This is a genomic window from Bradyrhizobium sp. ORS 285 (genome assembly GCF_900176205.1).
GTDB lineage: Bacteria > Pseudomonadota > Alphaproteobacteria > Rhizobiales > Xanthobacteraceae > Bradyrhizobium.
The window spans coordinates 3,443,954-3,469,601 of sequence record NZ_LT859959.1 but is presented as its reverse complement, the minus strand read 5'-3'; the positions used below and the strand labels follow the sequence as shown (position 1 = coordinate 3,469,601).

Sequence of the window (25,648 nt, the reverse complement as noted above, 5' to 3'; positions counted from 1 at the left end):
CCTGGATTGCTTCGCTGCGCTCGCAATGACGGAGGAGAGAGAGCGTCGTGTCAGACGCCCTGCAGCCGCGACAGCGCCTCCTGGAACTTGGCCTTGCGCGCCAGCGCCGCCTCGCGCTTCTCCTTCTCCTCCTCGACGAGCTCCTCCGGCGCGTTGGCGACGAACTTCTCGTTGCCGAGCTTCTTGTCGACGCGCTCGATGTCCGCATCGGCCTTGGCGATTTCCTTGCCCAGCCGGGTGCGCTCGGCGGCGAGATCGACGACGCCCTTGAGCGGCAGCGCCGCCACCTCGCCGCGGACGACGAGTTGGGCGGAGCCTTCCGGCGCGGTGTCGGCGAAGGAGATGTCCGACAGCCTGGCGAGGCGCTTGATGACCTCGCTCCAGCGCGGCGCGCGATCCTTCGTCTCGGCGGACGCGCCGACGAGAGCGAGCGGCATCAGGGTCGCCGGCGGGATGTTCATCTCGGCGCGGACCGAGCGGATCGCGGTGACGAGATCGACCACCCAGCCGATCTCCGCTTCCGCCGCCTCGTCCTTGAAGCTGGCGGCGTCGAACGACACCAGCACCGGCGGCACCAGCGGATCGCCGAAGCTCGCGGCCGACAACGCGGCGATCTCGGCAACCGTCGGCGTATCGACACGATGCGGCCAGGGCGCCAGCGTCAGCAGGCTCTCACGCTTCGCCGTCGACTCCCACAGCGCCTCGGTGATGAAGGGCATAAAGGGATGCAGCAACTTGAGGATCTCGTCGCGAGCCCAGGCGACCATCGCCTTGGTTTCGTCCTTGGCCGGCCCCTCTTCGCCCAGCAAGGTCGGCTTGGAGAGCTCGACATACCAGTCGCAATAGACGTCCCAGACGAAGCGGTAGATCGCGTTGGCCGCATCGTTGAAGCGATAGGCCTCCAGCGCCTCGGTGACCTCGCGCGTCGCGGCGGCCGCCTCGTGCGCGATCCAGCGGTTGAGCGTCTCCTTGGCCGCGGCGGGATCAAAACCCTCGGGAACGGCACAGCCGTTCATCTCGGCGAAGCGGCTGGCGTTCCAGAGCTTGTTGGCGAACTTGCGGTAGCCCTCGACGCGCTGCGTCGACAGCTTGATGTCGCGGCCCTGGGCGGCCATCGCGGCGAGCGTAAAGCGCAGCGCGTCGGCGCCGTGCTCGTCGATCAGCGCCAAGGGATCGATGACGTTGCCCTTCGACTTCGACATCTTGGCGCCCTTCTCGTCGCGGACGAGCGCGTGGATGTAGACGGTCGAGAACGGCACCTCCTTCATGAAGTGCAGGCCCATCATCATCATGCGGGCGACCCAGAAGAAGATGATGTCGAAGCCGGTGACCAGCACGTTGGTCGGGTAGTAGCGCTTCACCTCCGGCGTATCGTCGGGCCAGCCGAGCGTCGAGAACGGCCACAGCGCCGAGGAGAACCAGGTGTCGAGGACATCTTCGTCACGCGTGATGAAGCCCTCGCGCTTGTTGCGGTCGAGCGCCATCTCGCGGCCCTGCTCGGCCGTGATGACCTCCTGCTCGACGTAGTAGCCGATGGCGTGGCCGACGGCCTCCTCCTCGGTCTCGGCGACGAACACCTTGCCGTCGGGACCGTACCAGGCCGGGATCTGATGGCCCCACCACAGCTGGCGCGAGATGCACCAGGGCTGGATGTTCTCCATCCACTCGAAGTACGTCTTCTCCCAGTTGCGCGGCACGAACGTCGTCGCGCCCGAGCGCACGGCCGCGATCGCCGGCTGCGCCAGGGTCTTGGCGTCGACATACCACTGGTCGGTCAGATACGGCTCGATGACGACGCCGGAGCGGTCGCCATGCGGCACCATGTGCGTGTTCGGCTCGATACGCTCGAGGAAGCCAAACGCTTCCAGCCGCTCCAGGATCTTCTTGCGCGCGGCGAAACGCTCGACGCCATGAAACTCCTTGGCGAACTCCTCGGAGCCTTCGGGAAGGCCGCGCAGATAGTCCTCGTTGTCCACCAGGGCGATGCAGCCCTCGCGATCGAGAATGCTGATCTGCGGCAGGCCGTGGCGGCGGCCGACCTCGAAGTCGTTGAAGTCGTGCGCCGGCGTGATCTTGACCGCGCCGGTGCCCTTCTCCGGATCGGAATAGGTGTCGGCGACGATCGGGATCTCGCGCCCGACCAGCGGCAGGATCACGCGCTTGCCGACGAGATGCTGATAGCGCTCGTCATCGGGATGCACGGCCACGGCGCTGTCGCCGAGCATGGTCTCGGGACGCGTGGTGGCGACGACGATGAAGCTCGAGGGATCCTCGGGGCTGAAGGTCTTGCCTTCGATCGGATAGCGCAGATACCAGAGGTTACCCTTGACCTCGATCTGCTGGACCTCGAGGTCAGAGATAGCCGTCAAAAGCTTGGGGTCCCAGTTGACCAGCCGCTTGTCCTTGTAGATCAGGCCGGCGCGGTGCAGCTCGACGAACACCTTCACGACGGCCTTGGACAGGCCCTCGTCCATGGTGAAGCGCTCGCGGCCCCAGTCGCAGGACGCGCCGAGGCGCTTGAGCTGGTTGATGATGGTGCCGCCGCTCTCGTCCTTCCACTGCCAGACGCGTTCGAGAAACTTCTCGCGGCCCATCTCGCGGCGGCCCGGCTGCTGGCGCTCCATCAGCTGGCGCTCGACCACCATCTGGGTGGCGATACCCGCATGGTCGGTGCCCGGCTGCCACAGCACGTCGCGGCCGCGCATGCGCTCGAACCGGCACAGAATGTCCTGCAGCGTGTTGTTGAGCGCGTGCCCCATATGCAGCGAGCCGGTGACGTTCGGCGGCGGGATCACGATGGTGAAGGGGTCGGCCCCACGGCGGTCGGGGCGGCCGGCGGAGAACGCGCGCGCATCCTCCCAGACCAGGGACATGCGGCCTTCGAGGTCGGCGGGCTGGTAATTCTTCTCGATCATGACATTTCCCAGCTGGCTCGAGGCCGGCTGTCCAATTCGGGATGTCGCGGAACTTGTCCTGGTCTTTGGTCGCGACCTGAAAAAGCTCGCGCAAGCTCTTGGTGCTTGGGCTCTTTTCGGACCGATGTCCGGCCACGGATCGCGCCCTTAAGGAGAGCGTTTCCCCGATCCGACGGGCAGCATCAGCTTGAAACGGCTAGAAAGCCGCCGCCGCCCGCCAAGTCAACAGCGGCGGCGAACAATGAGAGCAGACGGCGAGCCGCCGCAACGCTCCCACACGTCGAACCGGCGCGCCAGCCTGGGCCCGGAGCCTCAGCGGCCGCCGCGCGAGACGCGCTCGATCTCGGCCTTGACGATGCGCTCGACCAAGGCCGGCAGATTGTCGTCCAGCCAGGATTTGAGCATCGGGCGCAGCATCTCCTTGACGAGATCCTCCAGCGTCCGGGCGTTGTTGCTCAGCACCGTATTGGCGAGCGCGTTGAACGCCGACTCAACGGCATTGACCGTCTGCGGGGCCAGGATCGGCTGCTTCGGCGCCACCGGCTCGAACGGGGTCTCGAAGCTGACAGCCTTCTTGTTCAACCGGCCTGCCTCGATGAATTCGATGTCGTCCTGCGGCTCCACTTTCTTGAAGGAAGCAGCGGCTGGGGCGGGTGCTGGAGCGGGTGGTGGTGCCACGGCCATGTCGTCCGTCAACTCGAGTACTTCTGGTTCGGGCTCAGGCTCGGGTTCCGGTGGCCGAGCCTCTGCGACTGGAGGCGTCTCATCCAAACCCGCCAGCAATGCGTCAATGTCGTCCTGACTGTTGCTCGGTCCTGCCGCAGGCGGCGGTGGTGCCGGCGGCGGCGCGGGCTTCGCGGCAGCCGGAGCAATCTTGGACGGCGGGATGTCGTTCATGACCGGCTTCGGCGCCGGTGCGGGCGCAGCCGGCTTCTCGGCCTTCAGGGGCTCCGGCGCCGCCGCCTTCTCCGCGGCCGGCGGCTTGGCTTCATCGTCGGCAATGATACGCCGGATCGACGCCAGAATCTCCTCCATGGAGGGTTCTTGGACCTTTGCAGGCTGCGTCATTTCCGACTCCAAATCAGCGACGCCGCAGCACGAACCGGCTCAGCGCAAAAGTCCCGGGCGCCGGATTCAAGTGGCGTGAACTTCTCAACGGACATGCCGACTTGTCTCCAGACGAGGCCAGATCGATGCAAAACAACAGAACGATACTGTCCATATCGGCGTCTATTCTTGGAAGAACATCCGACGTAGTCCGAATCGTTCGGCGGCCATTTTGAGGCTATGTCATGGCAACAAATGAATGCAAGCAACGCCCGCCGCGAACCGGTGGAGCACGGAGTTCGCCAGCCAAGCGTCGCGCATTCATCACAACTACAGCATGTGCCATAAAAAAATCCCCCGGCCAAGGACCGGGGGATCTGCACTGATATTAAGATTTGACTAACGACCATCGGGGGTCCGCACACCCGCCCAGCTGTCCCGGACCTGCTGGTAGTGCACGCTCGGATCGTAGGTGGTGGTTGGCAGGTTCAGAACCTGCGGCGACAGACGCCCGACCGTCTGCAGAACCGAATAGGACGCGACGACGCGGTCGTGCTGGGCGGTCACCAGCGATACCCGGGCATTGACCAGCGCCTGCTGGGCGTTGAGCACGTCGAGCGTCGTACGCTGGCCGGCCTTGGCTTCCTCGCGGACGCCGTTCAGGGCGATCTCCGAGGCTGAGACCTGAGCCTGCGCCGATTGCACCTGAGCCTTGCCGGCCAGCAGCTTGCCCCATGCCGATACCACGTCGGAACGAGCCTGATCGCGCGTCTGTTCGAGGGTGAGACGGCGCTGAGCGAGCGTCTCCTTCGACTGCCGGATCAACGCATATTCACCACCGCCCTGATAGATCGGCACGGTGAGGGTTGCCGTCGCCGCGGCATTGAACGCCTTGTACGACTGGACCGAGGTTTCATACGATTCGCTCGCCGAGGCCTGGAGCGTGACCGTCGGCAGCAGAGCTCCTTCGTTGATCTTCAGCGTAAGGAACTGAATATCGATGCCGTACATCGCGGAGGTGACGGCGGGGCTTTCGGTCAGGGCCGTCTCCACCGCCTGCTGGAGCGTCGGGGGCAGGTACCGATCGACAGGTGAGCCCGGCGTGAGATTGACTGGTTCGCTGCCGATGATGCGGCGGAAATTGGACCGGGTTGCAGTCAGATTCGCTTCGGCCGTGAGCTGCTGCGTCCGGCCGGCCGCGAGCTGCGCCTCGGACTGCGCAACGTCCGTGCGGGTGACTTCGCCGACATTGAAGCGGTCGCGCGTCTGCTTCAGCGTCTGCTCCAGCACCCGCGTATTGCTGCGCTGCACCTCGACGATCGCCGCGTCACGCAGATAGTCCATATAGATGGTGGCGGCCGACAACAGCACGTTCTGCTCAAGGACCCGCAGGCCTTCGCGCTCACCGGAGACGCTCGCCTCGGCCTTCCGGACGCCATTGGCCGTCTGCTGACCGTTGTAGAGCGTCTGGTTGGCCATCAAAGTGACGCTACGCGGCCTCTGCAGGCCGTGGGCCGCCGGCGCGCCAGGAGCCGTCTGCAAGTCCGTATACGAGACGCCGCCGGTCGCCTGCAGCTTCACGTTAGGGCGATATCCCGACAGCGCCTGGGGGACGCCTTCGTCGGTCGCGCGCACGAAAGCCCGCTGCGCGTTCAGTTGCGGGTTGTTCTGATAGGCGCGCACCAGCGCAGCCTCGATCGTGTCGGCAAGCGCAGGCATCGGGCCTGCACAAGCCATCACGAGAACCGCAGCCGCCGCCGCGGTGACGAGCTTCACCCCAAACATCCCTGTTCCATTCTTTTGTTACCGGCTCGAACGCCAGAGCCGGGCCGTAACCTGTTGAAGAGACTCCCGCGCACTTGGCACCTTATTCCCCAAGCAAGCGCAACGGAACCACCCTCCCCTGGAACTGCTGCCGAAATCTCCGCACGTGCAGCATCCGGGCCACACTTCTGATTTGAAACAGAATTTCGCCCGTCTGCAGCCGTGAAGACGACCAAACGAAATCCCATTGCGCGAGCGGGATCACCGCGCGCTCAACCGAGTCGGCAGGACGATTCGTAGGACGACTTAAAACACGAACTCGGGGACGCGTTCGAGACCGGGAACAACCGGTGCCGCGGCATCGAACAGGACCCTGCTGCCGATGTCACCATGCGATCGCGTAAAGATCATGGCACGTGCGGGCTTCGTCTTGGCAAACACGCCGACCAGGCGGCCGCCTTCCTTGAGCTGGCGGCAAAGGCCATCCACCGGGATCTCGGTGGCGCCATTCAACAGAATCACGTCGAAGCGACCGTCGGCCGGATCGCCCTGCACAGCGGGTGCGACGCGAATCGCGACCGGGCAGCCTTCCGCAGCAGCCAGCAACTGCTTGGCGTGCCCTTCCAAGGCCGGGTCGACCTCGGTCGCGATCACGCTGCCGGCCAGCTTGGCGGCAAGGGCCGCGAGATAGCCGGTGGCGCAGCCCACCACGAGCACACTGTCGGTCGGCTTGATCTCGGCGGCCTGCAACATTTTCCCGATCAGCATGGGCTTGATGAGGAACCGCTTCGCTGCCGGTGATTCAGATACATCGAGGTCGAGATCGAGATAAGCCAGCGCCTGCCGATCGGCTGGCACATAGGCCTCGCGCGGCACGGTCAGCAATGCGTCGAGCACGCGGTGATCGGTGACGTCGTTGGTCCGGACCTGACCATCGACCATTTTCTGGCGCGCCGTCGCGAATGAAGACATGAGCAGACCTGCAAGCAAAGCGGACGAACCGCGAACGATCTGCGCAATCTTTTGGTACAAGGCTCCCGAAAAGGCAACACGCGGTTCAACGGATACACCGCGCGTTGCCGCGGGACCGTCCACGGCAGATGCTGTGATGCGACGGATGAGACTACTCGATCACCACGGCCAGCCGGCCGATCAACTGCACGATCTCATCCAGATGCTCCGAATCGCCGCGCGTCACCGCGTCGGCCAATCGGGTGAGGCACTCGTCATCGCTGAGACGCGCGACGGGGTCGGGAATCAGCGACGGCGCGGTGACTGTCTGGGTAAACTGGACGATGGTGTTCGGCATCTGACAAGACTCCGTGACCCCGGCACTGGCAAGTTCCTCCTGACTATCGATGTCGATTTGATCCCCTCCAAGTGAAATTCCTGTCATCCAACTGTGGGCGGCGGCTGCCCATTCAGCGTTCAAAATCAAGACAAGCCACTGAATTTAAAATATAAATCCAGCGATCCCGCAAATGTCACCGGGATGCGATTTCGTTCTATGCAAGGCGAAAAGGCTTTGTTATACGCAGCCGCACTCGCGAACACTGCTTCGCTTGTTCCTCGGTAGCTCAGCGGTAGAGCATTCGACTGTTAATCGAATGGTCGCTGGTTCGAATCCAGCCCGGGGAGCCATTCTGGCCGCGCCGAATGGTTCTTCTTCCCAAGACATCCCCGGCCGTCCCTTTCGCTGCTCGCTTGCTGAGTATGCGACTGAAATCTGACGTCCACGGATCACGCGGCCAAGGCGATGACGGCGCGAGATGCCCTGCCTTGACGGCGCGGGGGCGCTCGGGCAAGCGAGGCCTCCCTCTCAGGCGACCATCAGCGATGCCGATTTCCGATCATCTCAAAGCCGTGCGCAGCAAGATCGGCCACGACCTCCTGGCAACCACCGCAGTTTCCATCTCAGTGTTCGACGATACCGGCCGCATCTTGCTGGGGCGCGACGCCGAGACGAATCTTTGGACCCTGCCTGGCGGCGCCATTGACCCGAATGAGCATCCAGCCGACGCGGCCAGCCGCGAATGTTTCGAGGAGACCGGGCTCGTGGTCCGGCCGCAGCGCCTGCTCGGCGTATTCGGCGGCCCCGAATTCATGATTCGCTACCCCAATGGCGACCTGACCTACTATACGGTGATCGCCTTCGAGGCAGTGGTCATCGGCGGCACGCTGACGCCCGATGGAGACGAGATTGCCTCGCTGAGATTCGTCGATCGGCAGGAATGGGAACAGCTCCCGGTCTCGCCATCGAGCCGAATCATCTCGCGCCAGGCGTTCGATCGCGACCCCGTTCCCTATTTTGCGGCAGCGGGCTGGCGGCCTGAGAGCTGATCGCCTGTCGTCGCTCATCAAGGCCCGCACCGGTTGGACCCGATTGCCACAATCCTGATGCTGCTCGCAGGTCTGCTTCACGCGACCTGGCATGCCATCGTCAAGACCGGCAGCAGCGTCTCAATCCTTGCCGGCATGGGCCTTGTGAGCAGCGTGCTGACGCTGCCCTTTCTGTTCTTCGTCCCGGCGCCTTCGCCATCAACCTGGCCAATCCTCCTCGCCTCGCTGGTCTTGCACGCCGGCTACAAGATCAGTCTCGCGACGGCCTACCGCTCGGCCGAGTTCGGACGCGCTTATCCAATCGCCCGCGGAACCGTGCCGCTGTTCGCCACGCTGCTCGCCTATCTCGGGCTGCAACAATGGCCTCACGCCGGACAGCTGACCGGCATTGCAGTCATCGTCGTCGGCATTCTCGGGCTGGCGCGCGACCGCGTTCACGGTGCGATTGACCGCCGTGCGTTCGCGGCCGCGATTCTTGCCGCTGCAATGGTCGCCGCCTACTCCGTCATTGATGCCGCAGGCACGCGGCAACCGGAGGGATGGGCCTCGTTCACCGCCTGGGTGATCGTGCTCGACAGCCTCGTGTTCTTCATCGTGGCGACACTACAGCGCGGTCCGGGCATCATGTCCGATATCCGCGAGTCCCTCGTGGCCGTGCTGATCGCAGGCCTGTTGGGTCTCACGTCTTTCGCCGTGTTCCTGTGGGCGCTGAGCCGTAATCCGATCGCGAACGTGGTCGCCTTCCGCGAATGCAGCGTCCTGTTTGCGACGTTGATCGGCGTACTGGTCCTCAAGGAGCGCGCAACACCGCAGCGGCTGGGCTGCGCCGCGCTCATAGCAGTGGGACTGGTGATTGTCGCAGTGCTCAAGCCAGTCTGAGCCGCTAGATAACTAATTACCGTCTAAGCTGCTCTCATAGTTCCATGTTCATCGCATAGTGCACATCGCATGTCAGCGACAGACTAACGGAGGGTTCCGTAAAACTCCTGGTTGCAAAATTGAAACAACTAATTCAGTGTTAATTACTTTGTCCTTTACGAGTCCGTTGTCCTTGTAGCGTGAGCGTCCTTCAGTCCATCCCATACTGATGGTGGCCCATGCCTACTGTACTCATTATTGACGATGATTCCGCCACGCGCGCAGCGCTGGAAACATTATTGAAGAAGAAGCGGTTTGGCGTTTTCCTTGCGCCGGACGGTCCAACGGGCATCCGACTGATTGGCGGCGTGTCGTTCGACGCCGTCGTGATCGACATGTTCATGCCGGGCATGGATGGGATCGCAACCATCCGCGAGCTGATCAAGATCGATCCGACCGTGCCGTTCATCGCGATTTCCGGCTACGCCTTCACCGATAAGAAGCAGGGAGCTCCCGACTTCCTCGGCATGGCCATCAAGCTCGGCGCGACGGCAGCGTTGCAGAAGCCGTTCGACATTCTCGATCTGCTCGAAGCGGTGGATCGTGCGATCGAAGTTCGTCAGCGACTGCTGATCGAAGCCCGGCAACCTGGTGCCGCGTCTACATCTGTCAGGAGAGCATCATGACGAACATCCTGGTCGTCGATGACGAAGTCGGCGTGTGCTGTGTCATCCAGCATCTTTTGGTTCGCGAAGGCTACGCGGTCACGGCCGTCACCGATGGCCGGTTGGCGATGGATGCGGTCGCCCGCGACGACTTTGCCGCAGCCCTGATCGATCTGAACCTCGCCGATATGGACGGCAATGACGTCATCAGGGCGGCGCGAGCGGCCCGGCCGAACATGCCGATCGTGATGATGTCAGGCTTGGTGCTGGAATCCGGACGCGGCACTCCCGACTTCCTCGGTCTCTCGGCAAGGGTCGTCGGCCTGCATCGGCTGGCGAAGCCGTTCAAGCCGCGGGATCTGTCGCAATTGATGCGCGACATTCTGATGCATGAGAGTGAGCCCCTCGCCGTCCCAGCCATGACGCGGCAATAAAGTCAAACGGCAGACGCCGCGTCGGACACTGAGGCGCACAGCGATTCGCCCGCCACTCGCCGTAGCATCGATAGACCGCTATCGCTGCTGCACCGCAACCGGTCTCGCCTGCCGCTTGACCGCGTTCCGGACGTAGCGGGCGATGAAGAGCCTCAGCGTTGCGCGTTGCGAGGAGCGGCAACCAGGGACACATCGTCGTACGCTTCGCGTCTTCATCCACGATCTCCCGCGTATCCTGGCACCCAACCCGGAGGCTCGGCGCGAGGAGCCATCTAGGATCGATTATGTTCCAGCGGATGTGACCTCGTTCACACCGCAGATGCGCAGACTGCGATACCTGTGACAGGAACGAAAGGCACCGGTAACCAATTAGGTCGTCAATGCGCGATCGTTAAATTTTGAATGATCCGCTCAATTTGAACAAAGTGGAGCTTTGCCATTCTGCTCGCGATAGCGCGAGGGGACGATGAGCGAAGCTGAATACGAACTGTTGATGGACGTTGTCAGAACGGCTATTGCGCCAGAGCTTGAGACCGATTCCATGGCCCGCTTGTTTTCAGTTCGTCCCCTCCCCAAAGCAGCCAACGACAACCAAGGCGCTTGGCCGCTGATCCCGTTTCCGGATGGCTGGTTCGCGGCCTGCTGAGTCGCATCCGCCGTTCTCTTCCGGACGGGATTCGTTCGCGGCCTGAAACAGAGATCATATCCCTCCGCCTCACTCCCCCTCGCCTGACCGGTGCTTGAGGTGACTGCATGGCGGCGGCACGCGGCCACCGCCATGCAGGTGACGCCAGCTATTTCTTGACGGCGAAGACCCAGACGACGCCGCCTTGCGGCACGTTGTCCTCCAGTCCGGTATTCCCCTTGGCGAGCGCATCCTGGATGCGTTGCGCGTCGACGCCCCAACCGGACTGCACGGCGATGTACTGCGTGCCATCGACCTCATAGGCGACCGGCATGCCCATGATCCCGGAGTTCGTCTTCTGCTCCCACAGCAGCTCGCCGGTCTTGGCATGGAACGCCCGGAACATCCGGTCGTTGGTGCCGCCCACCAGAACGAGATCGCCTGCCGTCGCGGTGACCGAGCCGAACAGCTGCGACTTCGGGAAGTTGTGCGACCAGACCTTCTTACCGGAGGCCGGATCCCACGCCTGCAGCTCGCCGAAATGATCAGCGCCGGGCCGCACTGTCAGTCCGATGTCCTCGGCCTTGGTGCCGAGCCACAGCTGCCCGGGAACGAGCGGCAGCTTCTCGCCGGTGAAGCCGCCGCAGAAGTTCTCGTTCGCCGGCACGTAGACGAACCGCGTCTTCTGGCTGTAGGCGGCTGACGGCCAATCCTTGCCGCCCCACAGAGATGGACAGAAATCGACGCGCTTGCCGAGCGTCGGCTTGTGCGCGGGATCGACGATCGGCCGTCCGGTTTCCGGCTCGATTCCCTTCCAAACGTCGGTGTGGACGAAGTTCCAGCCGTTGACGTAGTTGATGCGCTCGGGCGCGCGCTCGAGCACCCAGAAGATGGCGTCGCGACCGGGATGGATCAGGCTCTTGAAGCTGCGGCCGTCGCGCTGCAGGTCCACGAGCATGGGCGCATCGACCTCGTCCCAATCCCATGAGTCGTTCTGGTGATACTGGAAGTGCGTCTTGATCTTGCCGGTGGCAGGATCGAGCGCGATCACCGAGCTGGTGTAAAGATTGTCACCGGGATGCAAGCCGCCCGGCCACGGCGCCGCGTTGCCGACGCCCCAATAAACCGTCTTTGTATCCTTGTCGTAGGTGCCGGTCATCCAGGCGGAGCCGCCGCCTGACTTCCAGTCATCGCCGCTCCACGTGTCATGCCCGGGCTCGCCCTCGCCGGGAATGGTGAAGGTACGCCACAGCTCCTTGCCGTCCTCAGCGTCGTAGGCCACGACGTAGCCGCGCACGCCGAACTCGCCGCCGGAGCCGCCGACCATCACCTTGCCGTCGACGATGAGCGGCATCAGCGTCAGATATTGGCCCTTCTTGTAGTCCTGGACCTTCTTGTCCCACAGCACCTTGCCCGTCTTGGCGTCGAGCGCGACGAGGTGGTCGTCCGTGGTGGCGAGGTAGAGCTTGTCCTGCCACAGGCCGACGCCGCGATTGGTTGGATGCAGCTGGAACAGATCGTCGGGCAGCTCGCGCTTGTAGCGCCAATACTGATCGCCGGTCTTGGCATTCAGAGCGATCACCTGCCCCATCGGCGTGGTGATGAACATGACGCCGTTGTTGACCAGCGGCGGCGCCTCATGGCCCTCGATCACGCCGGTTGCGAAGGTCCACACCGGCACCATGCTCTTCACATTAGTGGTGTTGATCTGATCGAGCGGGCTGTAGCCCTGGCCGTCATAGGTGCGGCGATAGAGCATCCAATTGCCGGGCTCCGGGTTCTCGAGCCGAGCGGGCGTGACGGGACTGTAGTTGTCGATCGGGCCGGCCACTGCCGCGGGTGCGGCGAGACAGGTGAATGCGACGGCGCTCGATAAGAGCCATTGCTTGATCGTGCTGGACGTGACGGACATGGACAAACCTCCCCTGCTTCGTTGTTCGCTTCTTGGCTCGCCGTGGCGATGCTCACGACGTTGTCTGTGACGATGCGAGTTCCGATAGGCACACGAGATCTCATCAGCCCTGCTGGCCACCTACCTTTCCGATGAACGGGGCAGCGACCACGAGCGCACCGTCCTTGATGACCAGAGGCAGCGCGGCGAGCCGGCGCGGCGCGGGACCGAACACCACCTGCGCGCCGCGGCGCGGATCGTATTCGGAGTTGTGGCACATGCATTTGAAGACGTCGTCGTTGCCTTCGCTGGCCTTGATCCAGGCCGTCACCGGGCATCCCGCATGCGAGCAGATCGCCGAATAGGCGACGATACCCTCGGCAGCGCGCGGGCGCGTGTCGTCATCGAGCTCGTTGGGATCGAGCCTGATGATCAGCACTTCGTTCAAACGGGAGCCGTCGCGCACGATCGCGTTCGCCGCATCCTTCGGCCATGCGTGAACCGGCGGCTCACCGACTTTCATGTCGTCGAGCGTGATCGTCTGACCTTCTCGCGCGTCCTCCGAGAACACGAGCACGTCGCCTTTTTGCGGCCGCTTCTCCTTGCGAGGATCATCATCATCGGCGGCGGCGCTCGCAACCGATGCGCAAGCGGCAAGCGTGCCGAGAACCACCGAACGGCGTGTCGGGTGATCGTCCATCTCTGCTCTTTGCGTGTGATGTTTTGCGCGTGATGTCGTGTGAGTTCAGGGAATGCTGTTCTTCAGCCCGCATCCCGCAGCGCACCCTGACATAGAATAATTAGAACAACACAACCTGACGAAATCAAGGCGCGCTGCGCGATTTCGCCGCGATCTTTCCAACAATCGTCGCTGCTGCGCGTCATCGCGCGTGCAGCAGTCATCCGGCGCGTGAGATGGAATCCTGCACACCAGTCGGGTCGATCGACGAATGCCTGCGCTCGGTCCCGAGGTGAGCCGCAGCCGAGTTCTCGCGCAACGCACGGTAGGCAGCCTCTCCCAGACCTCGCCTGCGGAGTTGATCAAACCGGTCGAGAGTCTCGGATGTCCCGTCGCCCCACAGGCATCACCGCTGCTGTCCGCCACACGATGAGAGTGGTTGCCTAACCGAGCGATTGCCTATATTGCTCCGCCCATAAGGCCACGTGGCGGAGTGGTTACGCAGCGGTCTGCAAAACCGTTTACACCAGTTCAATTCTGGTCGTGGCCTCCACTCAATCAAATCAAGCGGTTCGACCACCGACTGCGCCGGACCCGGCGTCAGACCGGGAGATCGTCGATCCCGCCGGGATAGGCGGCCTGGGCCCGCGGCCAAGTCAGCACCGCGCCCCGCTCGCCCGCCGACACATTGGCGCGGTCGGAACCTGACCGGCCGGTAAGGCGCGGCGCGTAATCCCGGAACTGCACCACATTGGACTTTTCTGCTTCCTGCATGGCTTGAATCCTTTTCCATGCTGCAATGCAAGAAGCGTACCCGCGGTTCCTAAACCCGCCGTTTACGGCGGCGCCAGCCCGGCTTGGCGCGGGGCTTGGGCCGCGGCGTCAGCTCCGGATGGGCTTTTTCCACCTCCCGATACCGTGCCAGCATGCGTTCGAAGCTCGCCTCGAGGGTCGCGGCGATCTCCGGGCGGCGTTCGAGCGCCGCCATCAGCAGCCCGGCGGCCTCGATCGTCGACAGCCCGTCGCTGCGGGGCTCGCGGCGCAGCTGACCGTAGCGCGAGGGACGGCGCGGGCCGAGGATCACGCGCTGGCACTTCAGCATCCAGGGATTGCGCCACCACAGCGCCTTGGCCTGGCTCCAGGTGCCGTCGAGCAGGATCACGCCCTCGATCGATTTGAGGATGGCGCGCTGGTTCTCGGCGACCTCGCCCTTGCGGGTCAGCGCGACGACCTCGCTCTCGGGATCGAGCTCGGCGGCCTTGGCGGAGCCCAGATAGAGAATCGCCCAGCGTGAGGGATCGTCGACCGGCCGTCCCAGCGCCTTGGCGAGGCTCGGCCAGGACAGCCCGACCTTCACCACGGCGTTCTGGAAATGCTGCGCGGCGAGCCGCGCCGTTCCGAGCGCGCGGTCCTGCTCCTGCGGGTGCTGCAGGATCAGCAACCCTAGCCGGCTCTCGAGCGGCGTGACGCTGTCGCAGATGCAGAGCGGCTCGGGCTTCTGGCAGCGCGGGCAGTCGGGCGGCGGCTCGGCGGCGAGCGGCGGGTGATCATGGAAATGGTCGGACATGGCGCGCCTATACGCGTCTGCAGGGACCACCACAACGGCTCATTCGGCCGGCGCGGCCAGCGGCTCCGGCCCGGAGCGGCGGCGCAGCCGGTCGATCAGCAGATAAATCACCGGCGTCGTGTAGAGCGTCAGGATCTGCGACACGAGCAGGCCGCCGATGATGGTGATGCCGAGCGGGCGGCGCAGCTCGGTCCCGGGACCGGTCGCGACCACCAGCGGCAGGCCGGCGAACAGCGCCGCGAGCGTGGTCATCAGGATCGGCCGGAAACGCACCCGGCAGGCCTCGAAGATCGCATCCGCCGAGGACATGCCGCGCTGCCGCTCGGCCTCGAGCGCGAAGTCGACCAGCATGATGCCGTTCTTCTTGACGATGCCGATCAGCAGGATGATGCCGACGAAGGCGATCACCGTGAGCGGCGTGTTGGTCACCTGCAGCGCGAGCAGCGCGCCGAGCCCGGCTGACGGCAAGGTCGAGATGATCGTCAGCGGATGCGCCAGGCTCTCATAGAGCACGCCGAGCACGATATACATCGCGACCAGCGCCGACAGGATCAAGAGCGGCTGCCGGCCGCTGCCCTTGTTGAAATCGCCGGCATTGCCGTCGAACATGCCGCGGATGCCCTCGGGCATGTGCAGCTCGTCGACGGCGCGCTGGATGTTGGCCGTCGCGATCTGCAGCGGCACGTCCGGCAGCAGGTTGAACGACACTGTGGTCGACGGGAGCGACTGCGAGTGAAACACCGCGAGTGGCGACAGGCCGCGCTCGGCCTTCACCAGCGCCGACAGCGGGATCTGGGCATCCCCTGCTCCCGCGACATAGATGCGATCGAGGTTCGACGGATCGGTCTGAAATTTCGGATCGATCTCCAGCACCACCATGTACTGGTTGCGCTGGCTGTAGACGATGGAGATCTGGCGCTGCGCGAAGGCGTTGTTCAGGGCGGTGTCGATGTCCTGGACGCGAACGCCGAGGCTGGCTGCTTTTTGCCGGTCGATCCTGAGCGCGAGCTGCAGCCCGCCTGGGTCCCGATCGCTGGAGATGTCGGTGATGCCCTCGACCGTTTCCAGCCGCTTGGCGACGATCGGCGCCCATTTCTGCAGCAGATCGAGATCAGTGCTGCCGAGCGTATACTGATAGTCGGAATCGCTCTGACGGCCGCCTGCGCGCACATCCTGCGCCGCGAACATGAACAGACGGATTCCCGGCACCATGAACAGGCTGCGCCTGAGACGATCGATCACCGCCTGGGTCGAGACGCCCTCGCGCTCCGCCGGCGGCTTGAGGTTGATGAACATGGTGCCGCGGTTCGACGTCGCGCCGCCCGGCCCGCCGCCGCCTCCGATCGTCGAGCCCAGGCCGGCCACGGCCGGATCGGCCATCACGATGTCGGCGAGCCGCTGCTGCAGGCTCAGCATCGACTGGAACGAGATATCGGCCGAGGCTCTGGTCGCGCCAATGATGAAGCCAGAATCGTCGGTCGGGAAATAGCCCTTGGGCACCTTGATGTAGAGCGTCACCGTGAGCGCGATGGTGGCGAAGAACACCAGCAAGGTCAGGAATGGGTAAAGCAGCACGCCGCGCAAGGTCCAGGCATAGAAGCGCACCATGCCGGACAGCGTGCCTTCGACCACACGGTCGAACCAGGTGGCGCGATCGGACAGCGTCTCCTTGATGTAGTGCGCGCAGATCATCGGCGTGACCGTCAGCGACACCAGGGTCGAGACCACGATCGCAAACGTCAGCGTCAGCGAGAATTCGCGCAGCAGACGGCCGACGACACCGTCCATGAAGATCAGCGGCACGAAGGCCGCGACCAGCGACAGGCTGATCGACAGCACGGTGAAGCCGATCTGGCGGGCGCCATCGAGCGCGGCGCGCATTGGCGACAGGCCGTGCTCGAGATTGCGGTACATGTTCTCGATCATCACGATGGCGTCGTCGACCACGAAGCCGACCGAGATCGCCAGCGCCATCAGCGAGAGATTGTCGATCGAGAAGCCGGCGAGCCACATCGCCGCACAGGTGCCGGCCAGCGCCAGCGGTACCGAGACGCCGGCCGCCACGGTTGGCACCAGCCGGCGGAGGAACACGAAGACAACCACCATGACCAGCACGGCTGTCGCGAGCAGAGTCCACTGCATGTCCTCGACCGACGCGCGGATCGTGCCGGTGCGGTCGATCAGGGTCGAGATCTCGATGCCCGCGGGGATCCATTGCTTGAGCTCGGGGATCAGCGCCTTGACCCGGTCGACGGTCTCGATGACGTTGGCATCGCCCTGCTTGGCGATCTGGATCAGCACCGCCGGCTGCTTGTTGAACCAGGCAATCGCGCGCACGTTGCGGACGGAATCCTCGACGTCGGCCACATCGGCCAGCCGCACGAAACTGCCATTGCTGCTCTTGATCAGGATGTCGCGGAATTCGGCCGCGGTCCGCATCTGCCTGTTGACCGCAATGGTCTCGCTCTGCCGGCCGCCTTCGAAGATGCCGACCGGCCCGATCGGATTGGCGTTGACGATGGCAAGCCGCACGTCGTCGGTCGCAATGCCGGCATTGGCCAGCGACACCGGATTGAGCGCGATGCGCACCGCCGGCTGATCGGCGCCGCTGACGGTCACGTTGCCCACGCCTGGCACCTGGAACAGGCGCTGCGCCAGCACGGTGTCGGCGACGTCGTACATCGCGCTCGGCGTCATCGTCTTCGAGGTCAGCGCCAGCACGAACACGGGCGCTGCCGCCGTATTCGCCTTCCGGAAGCGCGGCAGCGCCGGCAGGTCGCTCGGCAGGTCCGACAGCGAGGCGTTGATGGCCGCCTGCACGTCGCGCGCCGCCTTGTCGATGTCACGGCCGATCGAGAACTGGATCTGGATGTTGGTGGTGCCGAGCGAACTCGTCGAGGTGATCTGGTCGACGCCCGCGATCTCGCCGAGCCGCCGCTCCAGGGGCGCAGCGACGGTGGCCGCCATGACCGAGGGATCGGCGCCGGGCCGCGAGGCGCTGACGAAGATCGACGGAAAGTCGACGTTCGGGACCGGCGCCACCGGAAGGAAGATGTAAGCGACGATCCCGAGCAGGAACAGGCCGATCGAGAGAAGCGTGGTGCCGACCGGCCGGCGAATGAACGGCTCGGAGATCGAGGCCATCACTGGATGCCTTCGGTGGCGCCCGCGATCGGCGGCGACGGCAGATCGGGCGCGGGCGGCAGCGCGCGCTCGAAGCGGCGGTTGATGCGGTCGAGCGCGAGATAGATCACCGGCGTCGTGTACAGCGTCAGCAACTGGCTGAGCAGCAGGCCGCCGATGATGGAGATGCCGAGCGGAAAGCGCAGCTCCGAGCCGGTGCCGCTCTCGATCGCCAGCGGCAGCGCGCCGAACAGCGCGGCCAGCGTCGTCATCATGATCGGCCGGAAGCGCAAGAGGCAGGCCTGCACGATCGCGTCGGTCGGCGTGCGGTTCTCGTGCCGCTCCGCCTCGAGCGCGAAATCGATCATCATGATCGCGTTCTTCTTGACGATGCCCATCAGCAGGATGATGCCGATCAGACCGATCACCGACAGATCCTGACCGAACAGCATCAGCGCCAGGATGGCGCCGACGCCGGCCGAGGGCAGCGTCGAGAGGATCGTGATCGGATGGATGTAGCTCTCATAAAGCACGCCGAGGACGATGTAGATCGTGATGACGGCGGCCAGCAGCAGCCAGGGTTGACCGGCCAGCGATTTGGCGAACTCGGCGGCATCGCCCGAGTAGACCCCGATGATGCTGCCGGGCATGCCGATGCGGTTCTCGGTGGCGTGGAGCGCGTCCACCGCCTCGCTCAGCGCCGCGCCGGGCGCGAGATTGAAGCTGAGCGACACCGCCGGGAATTGGGCCTGGTGCGAGATCGCGAGCGGCGTCGTGGTGCGCTTGAGGGTCGCCACCGCCGACAGCGGCACCTGCCCCCCTGCTCCCGGCAGATAGAGCTTGGACAGGATCGAGGGATCGCGCTGATACATCGGCAGCGCCTCGAGCACCACGCGGTACTGGTTGGCCTGGCCGTAGATGGTGGAGATCTGGCGCTGGGCGAAGGCGTCGTTGAGCGTGTCGGTCACGGCCTGCAGGCTGATGCCCAGCTGGCCGGCGCGCTGGCGATCGATCGTCAGATCGGCCCGCAGACCACCTTCCTGAGCTTCCGAGGAGACGTCCCGGAACAGCGGGTCACGGCGCATCTCGGCCACGAGCTGCCCGGCCCATTTCGACACTTCGGCGGCGTCCGCGCCGGTCAGCGTGTACTGATATTGCGAGCGGCTCGCCTGCGTCGAGATCTGCACGTCCTGCACCGGCTGGAAGTACACGGTCATGCCGGGGACGCCGGAGATCTTCTGCTTCAGCCGCTCGATCACGTCGGCCACGCCCTCCTTGCGCTCGCCGAGCGGCTTCAAGGTCAGGACGAGGCGGCCGACATTGGTGGTCGGGTTGACCGAGCCGGCGCCGATCACCGAGACGACACCGACGACGTCGGGATCGGCCTGGATCGCGGCGGAGATCTCGGACTGGCGCCGGCTCATCTCCGCGAACGACACGTCCGGCCCCGCCTCGGTCACGGCGGTGATCGAGCCGGTGTCCTGCATCGGCAGGAAGCCCTTGGGCGCGACGATATAGAGCGCCAGGGTCGCCGCAAGCGTCGCGAAGGTCACGACCAGCGTTTCGGTCTGGCGGTCCAGCACCCAGAGCAGGCTGCGGTGGTAGACGGCGACGGTGCGGTCGATGAAGCGGCTGATGGCGTTCAGTCCCGGCAGCACCCATTCCTCGCTGGCATGCTTGAGCAGCCGCGAGCACATCATCGGCGTCAGGGTCAGCGAAACCACCGCCGATGTCACCACGGCAATCGTCAGCGTCAGCGCGAATTCGCGGAACATGCGGCCGACCAGGCCGGACATGAACAAAAGCGGGATGAACACCGCGATCAGCGACACCGTCAGCGAGATCACGGTGAAACCGATTTCGCGTGCGCCGCGCAGAGACGCGTTCATCGCGCTCTCGCCATTCTCCATGTGGCGCACGATGTTCTCGATCATCACGATGGCGTCGTCGACCACGAAGCCGGTGCCGATCGTCAGTGCCATCAGCGAGAGATTGTCGAGGCTGAAGCCGGCGAAATACATCACGCCGAAGCTCGTGATCAGCGACAGCGGCAGCGCCACGCCGGCGATGATCGTGGCGCGCATCGAGCGCAGGAACAGCAGCACGACCAGCGTCACCAGCACCACGCTCAGCACCAACGTGAACTGCACGTCATGCACCGAGGCGCGGATCGTCACGGTGCGGTCGCTGACGATGGCGAGCTTCACGCCGGCCGGGATCGTCCGCTGCAGCTTGGGGATCTCCTCCCGGATCTGCCTGACGACCTCGATGACATTGGCGCCGGGCTGGCGCTGGATGTCGAGGATGACGGCCGGGACGCCCTGGTACCAGCCGCCAGTGCGGTCGTTCTCCAGCCCGTCGACGATGGTGGCGACGTCGCCGATCGTCACCGGAGAGCCGTTGCGATAGGCGATGATGATCGGCTTGTAGGCGTCGGCGGCGGCGATCTGGTCGTTCGCCGTGATCAGATAGGCCTGCTGCGCGCCGTCGAGCGAGCCCTTGGGACCGGAGACATTGGCGCCGGCGATCGCCGCGCGGAGGTCCTCCATCGAGATGCCGTAGGCCGCGAGCCGCGCGAGATCAGCCTGCACCCGCACCGCGGGCTTCAATCCGCCAAGCACGGACACACGGCCGACGCCGGAGACCTGGCTCAGCCGCTGCGCCAGAATGGTGTCGGCCATGTCGCTCATGGCGCGCAGGGAGATCGTGTCGGAGGTCAATGCGAGCGTCATCACCGGCGCGTCGGCCGGATTGACCTTGGCATAGGTCGGCGGATAGGGCAGCGACTTCGGCAGCACGCCTGCGGCTGCATTGATCGCGGCCTGCACGTCCTGCGTGGCGCCGTCGATGTCGCGCCCGAGATCGAACTGCAGCGAGATCTGGCTGACGCCAAACGAGCTCGTCGAGTTCATCAGCGACAGCGACGGGATTTGCCCGAGCTGGCGCTCGAGGGGCGCGGTGATCAGCGAGGCGATCACGTCGGGGCTGGCCCCCGGGAGCTGGGTCGTCACCTGGACCGTCGGGAAATCGACCTGCGGCAGCGCCGACACCGGCAGTGCGAGATAGCCGAGCAGGCCGCCGATCAGCAGCGCGACGCCGAGCAGCGACGTCGCGATAGGCCGGCGGATGAAGGGTTCGGAGACGCTCATCGCGACTGGCCCCTCACTTTGTCGATCGCGTCACTGTCGATCGCATCATGGCTGTGGCCTCGCGCCACGCCCCTGCTCGCCACGTCCCTGAGGCGGGCCGCCGGCATCGCCCTGGCCATCCGCGGGGGGTCTACGACGGCGCTCGCCGTCTTTCGGCGCGCCTTCAGCAGGCGCACCGCCCTCCTTCGCCCCGTCCTTTGCAGGATCCTTGGCCTGATCCTTTCCTTGCGGATTGCGGCCGCGCTTGCGCGGCGCGAGATCGACCTGCGGCGCCTGGTCGGCACGACCGACCACGACCTTGGCCCCGTCGGCGAGATTGGCGAATCCGGTCGTGATCACGCGATCGGACGGGCTCAAGCCGCTCGCGATCACCGCCTCGCTCTCGTTCTGCTGCACCACCGTCACCGGATGGGCCGAGGCGATGTCGCCCTCGCCGATCACGTAGCTGAAGGTGCCGGCAGGCCCGCGCTGGACGGCCGAGGTCGGCACCGTGATCGCCTGGGACAAGGTCTCGACCTTGAGGCGGACGTTGACGAACTGGCCGGGCCAGAGCTGGAATTTGGCGTTGGGAAACTCCGCCTTCAGCTTCAGCGTGCCGGTCGTCTGATCGACCTGGTTGTCGATGCCGCGCAACGTGCCGGTGTCGATGACTGTCACACCATCATTGCCGAACACGTCGACGGCAAGCGCACCCTTGGCGGCGGCGGCATTGACGCGCATGATCTGCTGCTGCGGCAGGCTGAACTGCACGGCGATCGGCTGCAACTGGGTGATCACGACGAGGCCCGTCGTGTCCGACGCGTGAATGATATTACCCTGATCGACCTGACGCAGGCCGGCCCGTCCCGAGATCGGCGCGACGATCTTGGTGTAGCTCAAGGTCGTCGCCGTGTTGTCGATCGCCGCCTGGTCGGCCTTGATCAGCGCCTGCTGCTGCGCGACGACCGCGCGCTGCGTATCGGCCTGCTGCTTCGAGCCGGCATTACTGGCCGCCAGCTGCTCGTAACGGGCAAGATCGAGCCTCTGATTGGCGAGTTGCGCCTCGTCCTGGGCCTTCTTCGCGACGGCCTGGTCGTATTGCGCCTGATAGATCGCCGGGTCGATCTCGGCGAGCACGTCGCCCTTCTTGACGTCCTGCCCCTCGACGAAATTGACCGCGATCAGCTTGCCGTCGACCTGCGAGCGCACCGTGACCGTGTTCAACGCACGCACCGCGCCGACGCCGTCGAGATAGACCGGTACGTCCTTGATGACGGGCGATGCCGCCAGCACCGGCACCGGCAGGTCGGGTCGCGCGAAGCGGTTGTTGGCCTGCTGCTTCTGCTGCATCGCCATCCAGCCGATATAGCCGAGGCCGCCCAGGATCAGCAGCGTGATCGTGATCGACACCAGCCGCCGGGCCACGCTCGATCGCGCGCGCTTCACGGCCCCTGCTCCTTTCTCGTCCGGTTTAAAGAGCATCGGCCGACTTCTCCATGCGCGGCTCCCAGCCTCCGCCGAGCGCCTGATACAGGCTCACATACGCCTGCAGGCGCGCGAGCTGTGCCTGCCACAGTACGTCTTCGGCCTGAAACAGCGTCAATTGGGTGTTCAAGACAGTGACGATGTCGGCGGTTCCTGCGCGGAGCTGCTGCTCCGACAGCTCGAAGGCCCGGCGGGAGGACGCGACGACCTGCCGCTGCAGTTGCAGCCGCAGCGTCGTCTGCTTGATCGCGAACAGCGCATTGTTGACGTCTGTGAACGACTGGATGACCGTCTTGCGATAGGTCTGCAGCAGCTCGTCCTGGCGCGCTTTGGCATTCTCGAAATTGCCGAGGATCCGGCCGCCGTCGAAGATCGGCTGGGTCAGGCTGCCGGCCAGGCTGAAGAACGCCGCATGCGGCTGAAACAGCGAAACCAGCGCCGCACTCTGGTAGCCGCCATTGCCGGTCAGCTGGATGCTCGGGAAGAACTGCGCCCGCGCACTGCCGACATTCGCCGTGGCCGAGGCGAGCTGGGCTTCCTGCCTGCGGATGTCAGGCCGCTGCGTCAGCAGCTCCGACGGCAGCCCCGGCGTGACCCGCGGCGTCCTGATCTGGTCCAGCGACCCGCCGGAGATGTGGATGCCCTCAGGCGAGCGCGACACCAGCACGGCGAGTGCATTGACGTTCTGGTCGAGAGTCTGGCGCAACGGCGGCACCGCGGCCTTCTGGTTGGCGAGCACGCTCTCCTGCTGGGCGACATCGAGGTCGTTGCCGGTGCCCGCCTTCTGCCGCTCGCGAATCGCATCGAGCACCCGCGTGGCGCTGGTGATATTGCGCTCGGCGGTGCGGATGCGGTCCTGTGCCGCGAGCACCTGGAAATAGGCGTTGGCGACGGTGGCCAGCGTGGTCAGCTGGGTGACATCGCGATCGAAGCGATTGGCGACCGCCGTCTCCTCGGCCGCCTGCAAGGCGTCGCGGTTCTGGCCGAAGAAGTCGAGCTGATAGCTCGCCGACAGCGAGGCCTGATAGTTGACGACCTCGCGGCCGCCGTTGGTGAGCCCGCTCGAGCTCGAGCCTGACGTGCGCGAATAGGTCTCCTGCCCGTTGGCCGACAGGCTCGGCAGCAGCGCCGCGCCGGCCTGCCGCGCCAGCGCGTCGGCCTGCCTGAACCGCGCCACGGCGGCGGCGATGTCGAGGTTGACGCTCTGCGCCTCCTCCATCAGCTGGGTCAGCTCGCGGGAGCCGAAGCCGCGCCACCAATCCAGCGCCGGCGGCGCAGCGATGTCCGCGCCGGACGCGGACTTGTAGCGCTTGGGCAGATCGAGGGCGGGATCAGGGATATCCTGCGTCAGCAGACAACCGGCGGAGCTCGCCGCCAATCCGAGCGCGGCGATCAAGCGGACGAAATGCCGCAGGCCAACCGGCGCGCGGTTGTCCGGCTTTCCGGCGACGGTCCGCGTGTGAACGGACGCGCGGCAAGGCTCGTCGACGGCAATCGGCACGATGGACACTGGCGTGATGCTTCCCTGTAGTCTTGGGAATCATTCTAGCCGCAGCCCATAGCGCCGGACAGCCCTGCAGCTGCCCCGTCCCCTGGCCGTCGGCCCGCCGACAATGGCACAGGAATCGCCGATTCTCCCGTAATTCAGCGGGTTTTCGTGCAAATGCGCCCCTCCGTCTGCGCGGACAGCCTTACCAAGATTTCATCTGTCGCGTGCGATTTAGGGGTGTGGTGTGACGTTCGGAACGCGCTCTGAAACCCTTTGGCGGCGGCCCCGTAACTTGCACGTGAACTTGAGGGGGGACGTCGATGCGAGTTGCGGTGGTTGGAACGGGTATTGCGGGCAATGCCGCAGCCTGGTCCTTGGCGAAGCGTTATCCGATCACCGTCTACGAGCGAGATCTCCGTCCCGGCGGCCACAGCCACACCGTGACGATCGATTATGCCGGAACGCCGGTGTCGGTCGACATCGGCTTCATCGTCTACAATGAGCTGAATTATCCGGAATTGACGGCGCTGTTCGACCATCTCGGGGTCGAGACGGTCGACAGCAGCATGAGCTTCGCCGTCACGGCGGATGCCGGCCGGTTCGAATGGAAAGGCGGCGGCAACACCTGGTTCGACACCGCCAAGGGCCTGTTCGCCCAGCCGAGCAACCTGCTGTCGACATCCTATCTGTGGATGCTCAGGGACATCCTCACCTTCAACGAGCAGAGCACGGCCGATTTCAAGGCTGGCCGCCTGGAGGGACTGACACTCGGCGACTACTTCCGCCAAAATCATTTCGCCCCGCGCCTGCTCACGGATTACCTGGCGCCGATGGGCGCCGCGATCTGGTCGGCACCGGCGTCCGAAATGCTGGACTTTCCGGCCGAGAACTTCGTGGCCTTCTTCAGCAACCATCGGTTGCTGCAGTATGATCGCCCGGTCTGGCGCACGGTGAAGGGGGGCAGCCGTCGTTATGTCGAGAAGCTGACCGCGAGCTTCCGCAATCATGTCAGGCTTGGCAGCGCCGTGACATCAATCGAGCGCAGGCCCCATGGTGTCGTCGTTCAGGACAGCAGCGGCCATCGCGAGACCTACGATCACGTCGTCATCGCTGCACATAGCGACCAGGCGCTCGCGATGCTTTCCGACGCCGATGAGCAGGAGCGCAGCGTGCTCGGCGCGATCAAATATTCGCCCAACACGATCTATCTGCACCGCGACAGCAGGTTGATGCCGAAGCGGCGGCGCGCCTGGGCGTCGTGGAATTTCCTGCGCTGGCAGCGCGAGGGCGTTCCGATGAACGACGTGGCGGTGACCTATTGGATGAACAATCTCCAGGGCATCGACCATGACAAGCCGCTGTTCGTCAGCCTCAATCCCCCCTTCGCTCCGGCTCCGGAGCTGACTTTCGGCAATTATGTCTGTGAGCATCCGCAATACACGGCTGCCGCCTTTGCGGCGCAGAAGCGTCTGGCAGCGATTCAGGGGCAGCGCCACACCTGGTTCTGCGGCGCCTGGACCGGCTATGGTTTCCACGAGGACGGGCTGCGCTCGGGCCTCGCTGTGGCGGAGGCACTCGGCGCGCCCGTGCCGTGGCGTGGGCTTCCCGCCGAGCTCGCCGAAGCTGCGGAATAGACAG

The 25,648-nt window shown here is 64.8% G+C and carries 19 protein-coding genes and 2 tRNA genes; 8 read left to right on the top strand and 13 right to left on the bottom strand.

Annotated elements, in window-relative coordinates:
- Positions 1-50: 50 nt before the first annotated feature.
- The 5 genes from BRAD285_RS15520 to BRAD285_RS15500 form a co-directional block, all read right to left on the bottom strand.
- Positions 51-2,915, bottom strand: a complete 2,865-nt coding sequence (locus tag BRAD285_RS15520; protein ID WP_006610425.1) for a valine--tRNA ligase — start codon at positions 2,913-2,915, stop codon at positions 51-53.
- Between the two features lie 312 nt (positions 2,916-3,227).
- Complete coding sequence (locus tag BRAD285_RS15515) at positions 3,228-3,983, bottom strand: PopZ family protein (RefSeq protein WP_006610426.1); 756 nt, start codon at positions 3,981-3,983, stop codon at positions 3,228-3,230.
- Positions 3,984-4,361: 378 nt separating this feature from the next.
- Positions 4,362-5,747, bottom strand: coding sequence for a TolC family outer membrane protein (locus BRAD285_RS15510; RefSeq protein ID WP_006610427.1), 1,386 nt, complete (start codon positions 5,745-5,747; stop codon positions 4,362-4,364).
- A gap of 285 nt (positions 5,748-6,032) precedes the next feature.
- Positions 6,033-6,698 carry a protein-L-isoaspartate O-methyltransferase gene (locus BRAD285_RS15505; RefSeq protein ID WP_006610428.1) on the bottom strand — a complete coding sequence of 222 codons (666 nt, stop codon included), beginning with the start codon at positions 6,696-6,698 and terminating at the stop codon, positions 6,033-6,035.
- A 151-nt stretch (positions 6,699-6,849) separates the two neighbouring features.
- Entirely contained in the window at positions 6,850-7,035 is a 186-nt protein-coding gene (locus tag BRAD285_RS15500; protein ID WP_006610429.1) for a hypothetical protein, read from the bottom strand.
- A 257-nt stretch (positions 7,036-7,292) separates the two neighbouring features.
- On the opposite strand from BRAD285_RS15500, the gene BRAD285_RS15495 reads away from it, so the two are divergent.
- The 6 genes from BRAD285_RS15495 (at position 7,293) to BRAD285_RS15470 (ending at position 10,669) form a co-directional block, all read left to right on the top strand.
- Positions 7,293-7,367: transfer RNA gene (locus BRAD285_RS15495), tRNA-Asn, on the top strand.
- A gap of 195 nt (positions 7,368-7,562) precedes the next feature.
- Positions 7,563-8,066, top strand: coding sequence for an NUDIX domain-containing protein (locus BRAD285_RS15490; RefSeq protein WP_006610430.1), 504 nt, complete (start codon positions 7,563-7,565; stop codon positions 8,064-8,066).
- Positions 8,067-8,099: 33 nt separating this feature from the next.
- The gene (locus tag BRAD285_RS15485; protein WP_006610431.1) at positions 8,100-8,945 is read left to right on the top strand and encodes a GRP family sugar transporter; all 846 of its coding nucleotides are present in this window, start codon (positions 8,100-8,102) and stop codon (positions 8,943-8,945) included.
- A gap of 218 nt (positions 8,946-9,163) precedes the next feature.
- Positions 9,164-9,610 (top strand): response regulator, encoded by a 447-nt coding sequence (locus BRAD285_RS15480; protein ID WP_006610432.1) that lies wholly within the window; start codon positions 9,164-9,166, stop codon positions 9,608-9,610.
- On the top strand, positions 9,607-10,023 hold the full coding sequence (locus tag BRAD285_RS15475; protein WP_006610433.1) for a response regulator: 417 nt from the start codon (positions 9,607-9,609) through the stop codon (positions 10,021-10,023). Before BRAD285_RS15480 ends, BRAD285_RS15475 begins: the two co-directional genes overlap by 4 nt.
- 466 nt (positions 10,024-10,489) lie before the next feature.
- On the top strand, positions 10,490-10,669 hold the full coding sequence (locus BRAD285_RS15470) for a hypothetical protein (RefSeq protein ID WP_006610434.1): 180 nt from the start codon (positions 10,490-10,492) through the stop codon (positions 10,667-10,669).
- Between the two features lie 148 nt (positions 10,670-10,817).
- On the opposite strand, the gene BRAD285_RS15465 is transcribed toward BRAD285_RS15470, so the two are convergent.
- Both BRAD285_RS15465 and BRAD285_RS15460 read right to left on the bottom strand, forming a co-directional pair.
- Positions 10,818-12,560: a methanol/ethanol family PQQ-dependent dehydrogenase gene (locus tag BRAD285_RS15465; RefSeq protein ID WP_006610435.1), complete on the bottom strand. Its 1,743-nt coding sequence runs from the start codon at positions 12,558-12,560 to the stop codon at positions 10,818-10,820.
- A 103-nt stretch (positions 12,561-12,663) separates the two neighbouring features.
- Positions 12,664-13,239, bottom strand: coding sequence for a ubiquinol-cytochrome c reductase iron-sulfur subunit (locus tag BRAD285_RS15460; RefSeq protein ID WP_006610436.1), 576 nt, complete (start codon positions 13,237-13,239; stop codon positions 12,664-12,666).
- Positions 13,240-13,697: 458 nt separating this feature from the next.
- On the opposite strand from BRAD285_RS15460, the gene BRAD285_RS15455 reads away from it, so the two are divergent.
- A tRNA-Cys gene (locus tag BRAD285_RS15455) sits at positions 13,698-13,771 on the top strand.
- A gap of 47 nt (positions 13,772-13,818) precedes the next feature.
- On the opposite strand, the gene BRAD285_RS35780 is transcribed toward BRAD285_RS15455, so the two are convergent.
- Genes BRAD285_RS35780 through BRAD285_RS15430 form a run of 6 tightly spaced genes read right to left on the bottom strand, consistent with a single transcriptional unit; the run spans position 13,819 to position 24,031 of the window.
- Positions 13,819-13,992, bottom strand: coding sequence for a hypothetical protein (locus BRAD285_RS35780; protein ID WP_006610437.1), 174 nt, complete (start codon positions 13,990-13,992; stop codon positions 13,819-13,821).
- Between the two features lie 49 nt (positions 13,993-14,041).
- Entirely contained in the window at positions 14,042-14,785 is a 744-nt protein-coding gene (locus BRAD285_RS15450; RefSeq protein WP_006610438.1) for a tRNA-uridine aminocarboxypropyltransferase, read from the bottom strand.
- A 39-nt stretch (positions 14,786-14,824) separates the two neighbouring features.
- Positions 14,825-17,929: an efflux RND transporter permease subunit gene (locus tag BRAD285_RS15445; protein WP_006610439.1), complete on the bottom strand. Its 3,105-nt coding sequence runs from the start codon at positions 17,927-17,929 to the stop codon at positions 14,825-14,827.
- Entirely contained in the window at positions 17,929-21,057 is a 3,129-nt protein-coding gene (locus BRAD285_RS15440; protein WP_006610440.1) for an efflux RND transporter permease subunit, read from the bottom strand. The genes BRAD285_RS15445 and BRAD285_RS15440 overlap by 1 nt, the downstream gene beginning before the upstream one ends.
- 45 nt (positions 21,058-21,102) lie before the next feature.
- Positions 21,103-22,518, bottom strand: coding sequence for an efflux RND transporter periplasmic adaptor subunit (locus tag BRAD285_RS15435; RefSeq protein ID WP_006610441.1), 1,416 nt, complete (start codon positions 22,516-22,518; stop codon positions 21,103-21,105).
- Positions 22,508-24,031 (bottom strand): efflux transporter outer membrane subunit, encoded by a 1,524-nt coding sequence (locus BRAD285_RS15430; protein ID WP_006610442.1) that lies wholly within the window; start codon positions 24,029-24,031, stop codon positions 22,508-22,510. Before BRAD285_RS15430 ends, BRAD285_RS15435 begins: the two co-directional genes overlap by 11 nt.
- Positions 24,032-24,330: 299 nt before the next feature.
- Between BRAD285_RS15430 and BRAD285_RS15425 the strand changes: the two genes are divergently transcribed.
- Positions 24,331-25,644, top strand: a complete 1,314-nt coding sequence (locus BRAD285_RS15425; RefSeq protein ID WP_006610443.1) for an NAD(P)/FAD-dependent oxidoreductase — start codon at positions 24,331-24,333, stop codon at positions 25,642-25,644.
- Positions 25,645-25,648: the final 4 nt, after the last annotated feature.

Excerpts from the sequence above, each read along its gene's own strand:
- BRAD285_RS15445 (WP_006610439.1), bottom strand. The coding sequence starts at position 17,929 with ATGGCCTCGATCTCCGAGCCGTTCATTCGCCGGCCGGTCGGCACCACG.
- BRAD285_RS15490 (WP_006610430.1), top strand. The coding sequence starts at position 7,563 with ATGCCGATTTCCGATCATCTCAAAGCCGTGCGCAGCAAGATCGGCCAC.
- BRAD285_RS35780 (WP_006610437.1), bottom strand. The coding sequence starts at position 13,992 with ATGCAGGAAGCAGAAAAGTCCAATGTGGTGCAGTTCCGGGATTACGCG.
- BRAD285_RS15505 (WP_006610428.1), bottom strand. The coding sequence starts at position 6,698 with ATGTCTTCATTCGCGACGGCGCGCCAGAAAATGGTCGATGGTCAGGTC.
- BRAD285_RS15450 (WP_006610438.1), bottom strand. The coding sequence starts at position 14,785 with ATGTCCGACCATTTCCATGATCACCCGCCGCTCGCCGCCGAGCCGCCG.
- BRAD285_RS15480 (WP_006610432.1), top strand. The coding sequence starts at position 9,164 with ATGCCTACTGTACTCATTATTGACGATGATTCCGCCACGCGCGCAGCG.
- BRAD285_RS15435 (WP_006610441.1), bottom strand. The coding sequence starts at position 22,518 with ATGCTCTTTAAACCGGACGAGAAAGGAGCAGGGGCCGTGAAGCGCGCG.
- BRAD285_RS15500 (WP_006610429.1), bottom strand. The coding sequence starts at position 7,035 with ATGCCGAACACCATCGTCCAGTTTACCCAGACAGTCACCGCGCCGTCG.
- BRAD285_RS15440 (WP_006610440.1), bottom strand. The coding sequence starts at position 21,057 with ATGAGCGTCTCCGAACCCTTCATCCGCCGGCCTATCGCGACGTCGCTG.
- BRAD285_RS15520 (WP_006610425.1), bottom strand. The coding sequence starts at position 2,915 with ATGATCGAGAAGAATTACCAGCCCGCCGACCTCGAAGGCCGCATGTCC.
- BRAD285_RS15475 (WP_006610433.1), top strand. The coding sequence starts at position 9,607 with ATGACGAACATCCTGGTCGTCGATGACGAAGTCGGCGTGTGCTGTGTC.
- BRAD285_RS15460 (WP_006610436.1), bottom strand. The coding sequence starts at position 13,239 with ATGGACGATCACCCGACACGCCGTTCGGTGGTTCTCGGCACGCTTGCC.
- BRAD285_RS15425 (WP_006610443.1), top strand. The coding sequence starts at position 24,331 with ATGCGAGTTGCGGTGGTTGGAACGGGTATTGCGGGCAATGCCGCAGCC.
- BRAD285_RS15510 (WP_006610427.1), bottom strand. The coding sequence starts at position 5,747 with ATGTTTGGGGTGAAGCTCGTCACCGCGGCGGCGGCTGCGGTTCTCGTG.
- BRAD285_RS15470 (WP_006610434.1), top strand. The coding sequence starts at position 10,490 with ATGAGCGAAGCTGAATACGAACTGTTGATGGACGTTGTCAGAACGGCT.
- BRAD285_RS15465 (WP_006610435.1), bottom strand. The coding sequence starts at position 12,560 with ATGTCCGTCACGTCCAGCACGATCAAGCAATGGCTCTTATCGAGCGCC.
- BRAD285_RS15515 (WP_006610426.1), bottom strand. The coding sequence starts at position 3,983 with ATGACGCAGCCTGCAAAGGTCCAAGAACCCTCCATGGAGGAGATTCTG.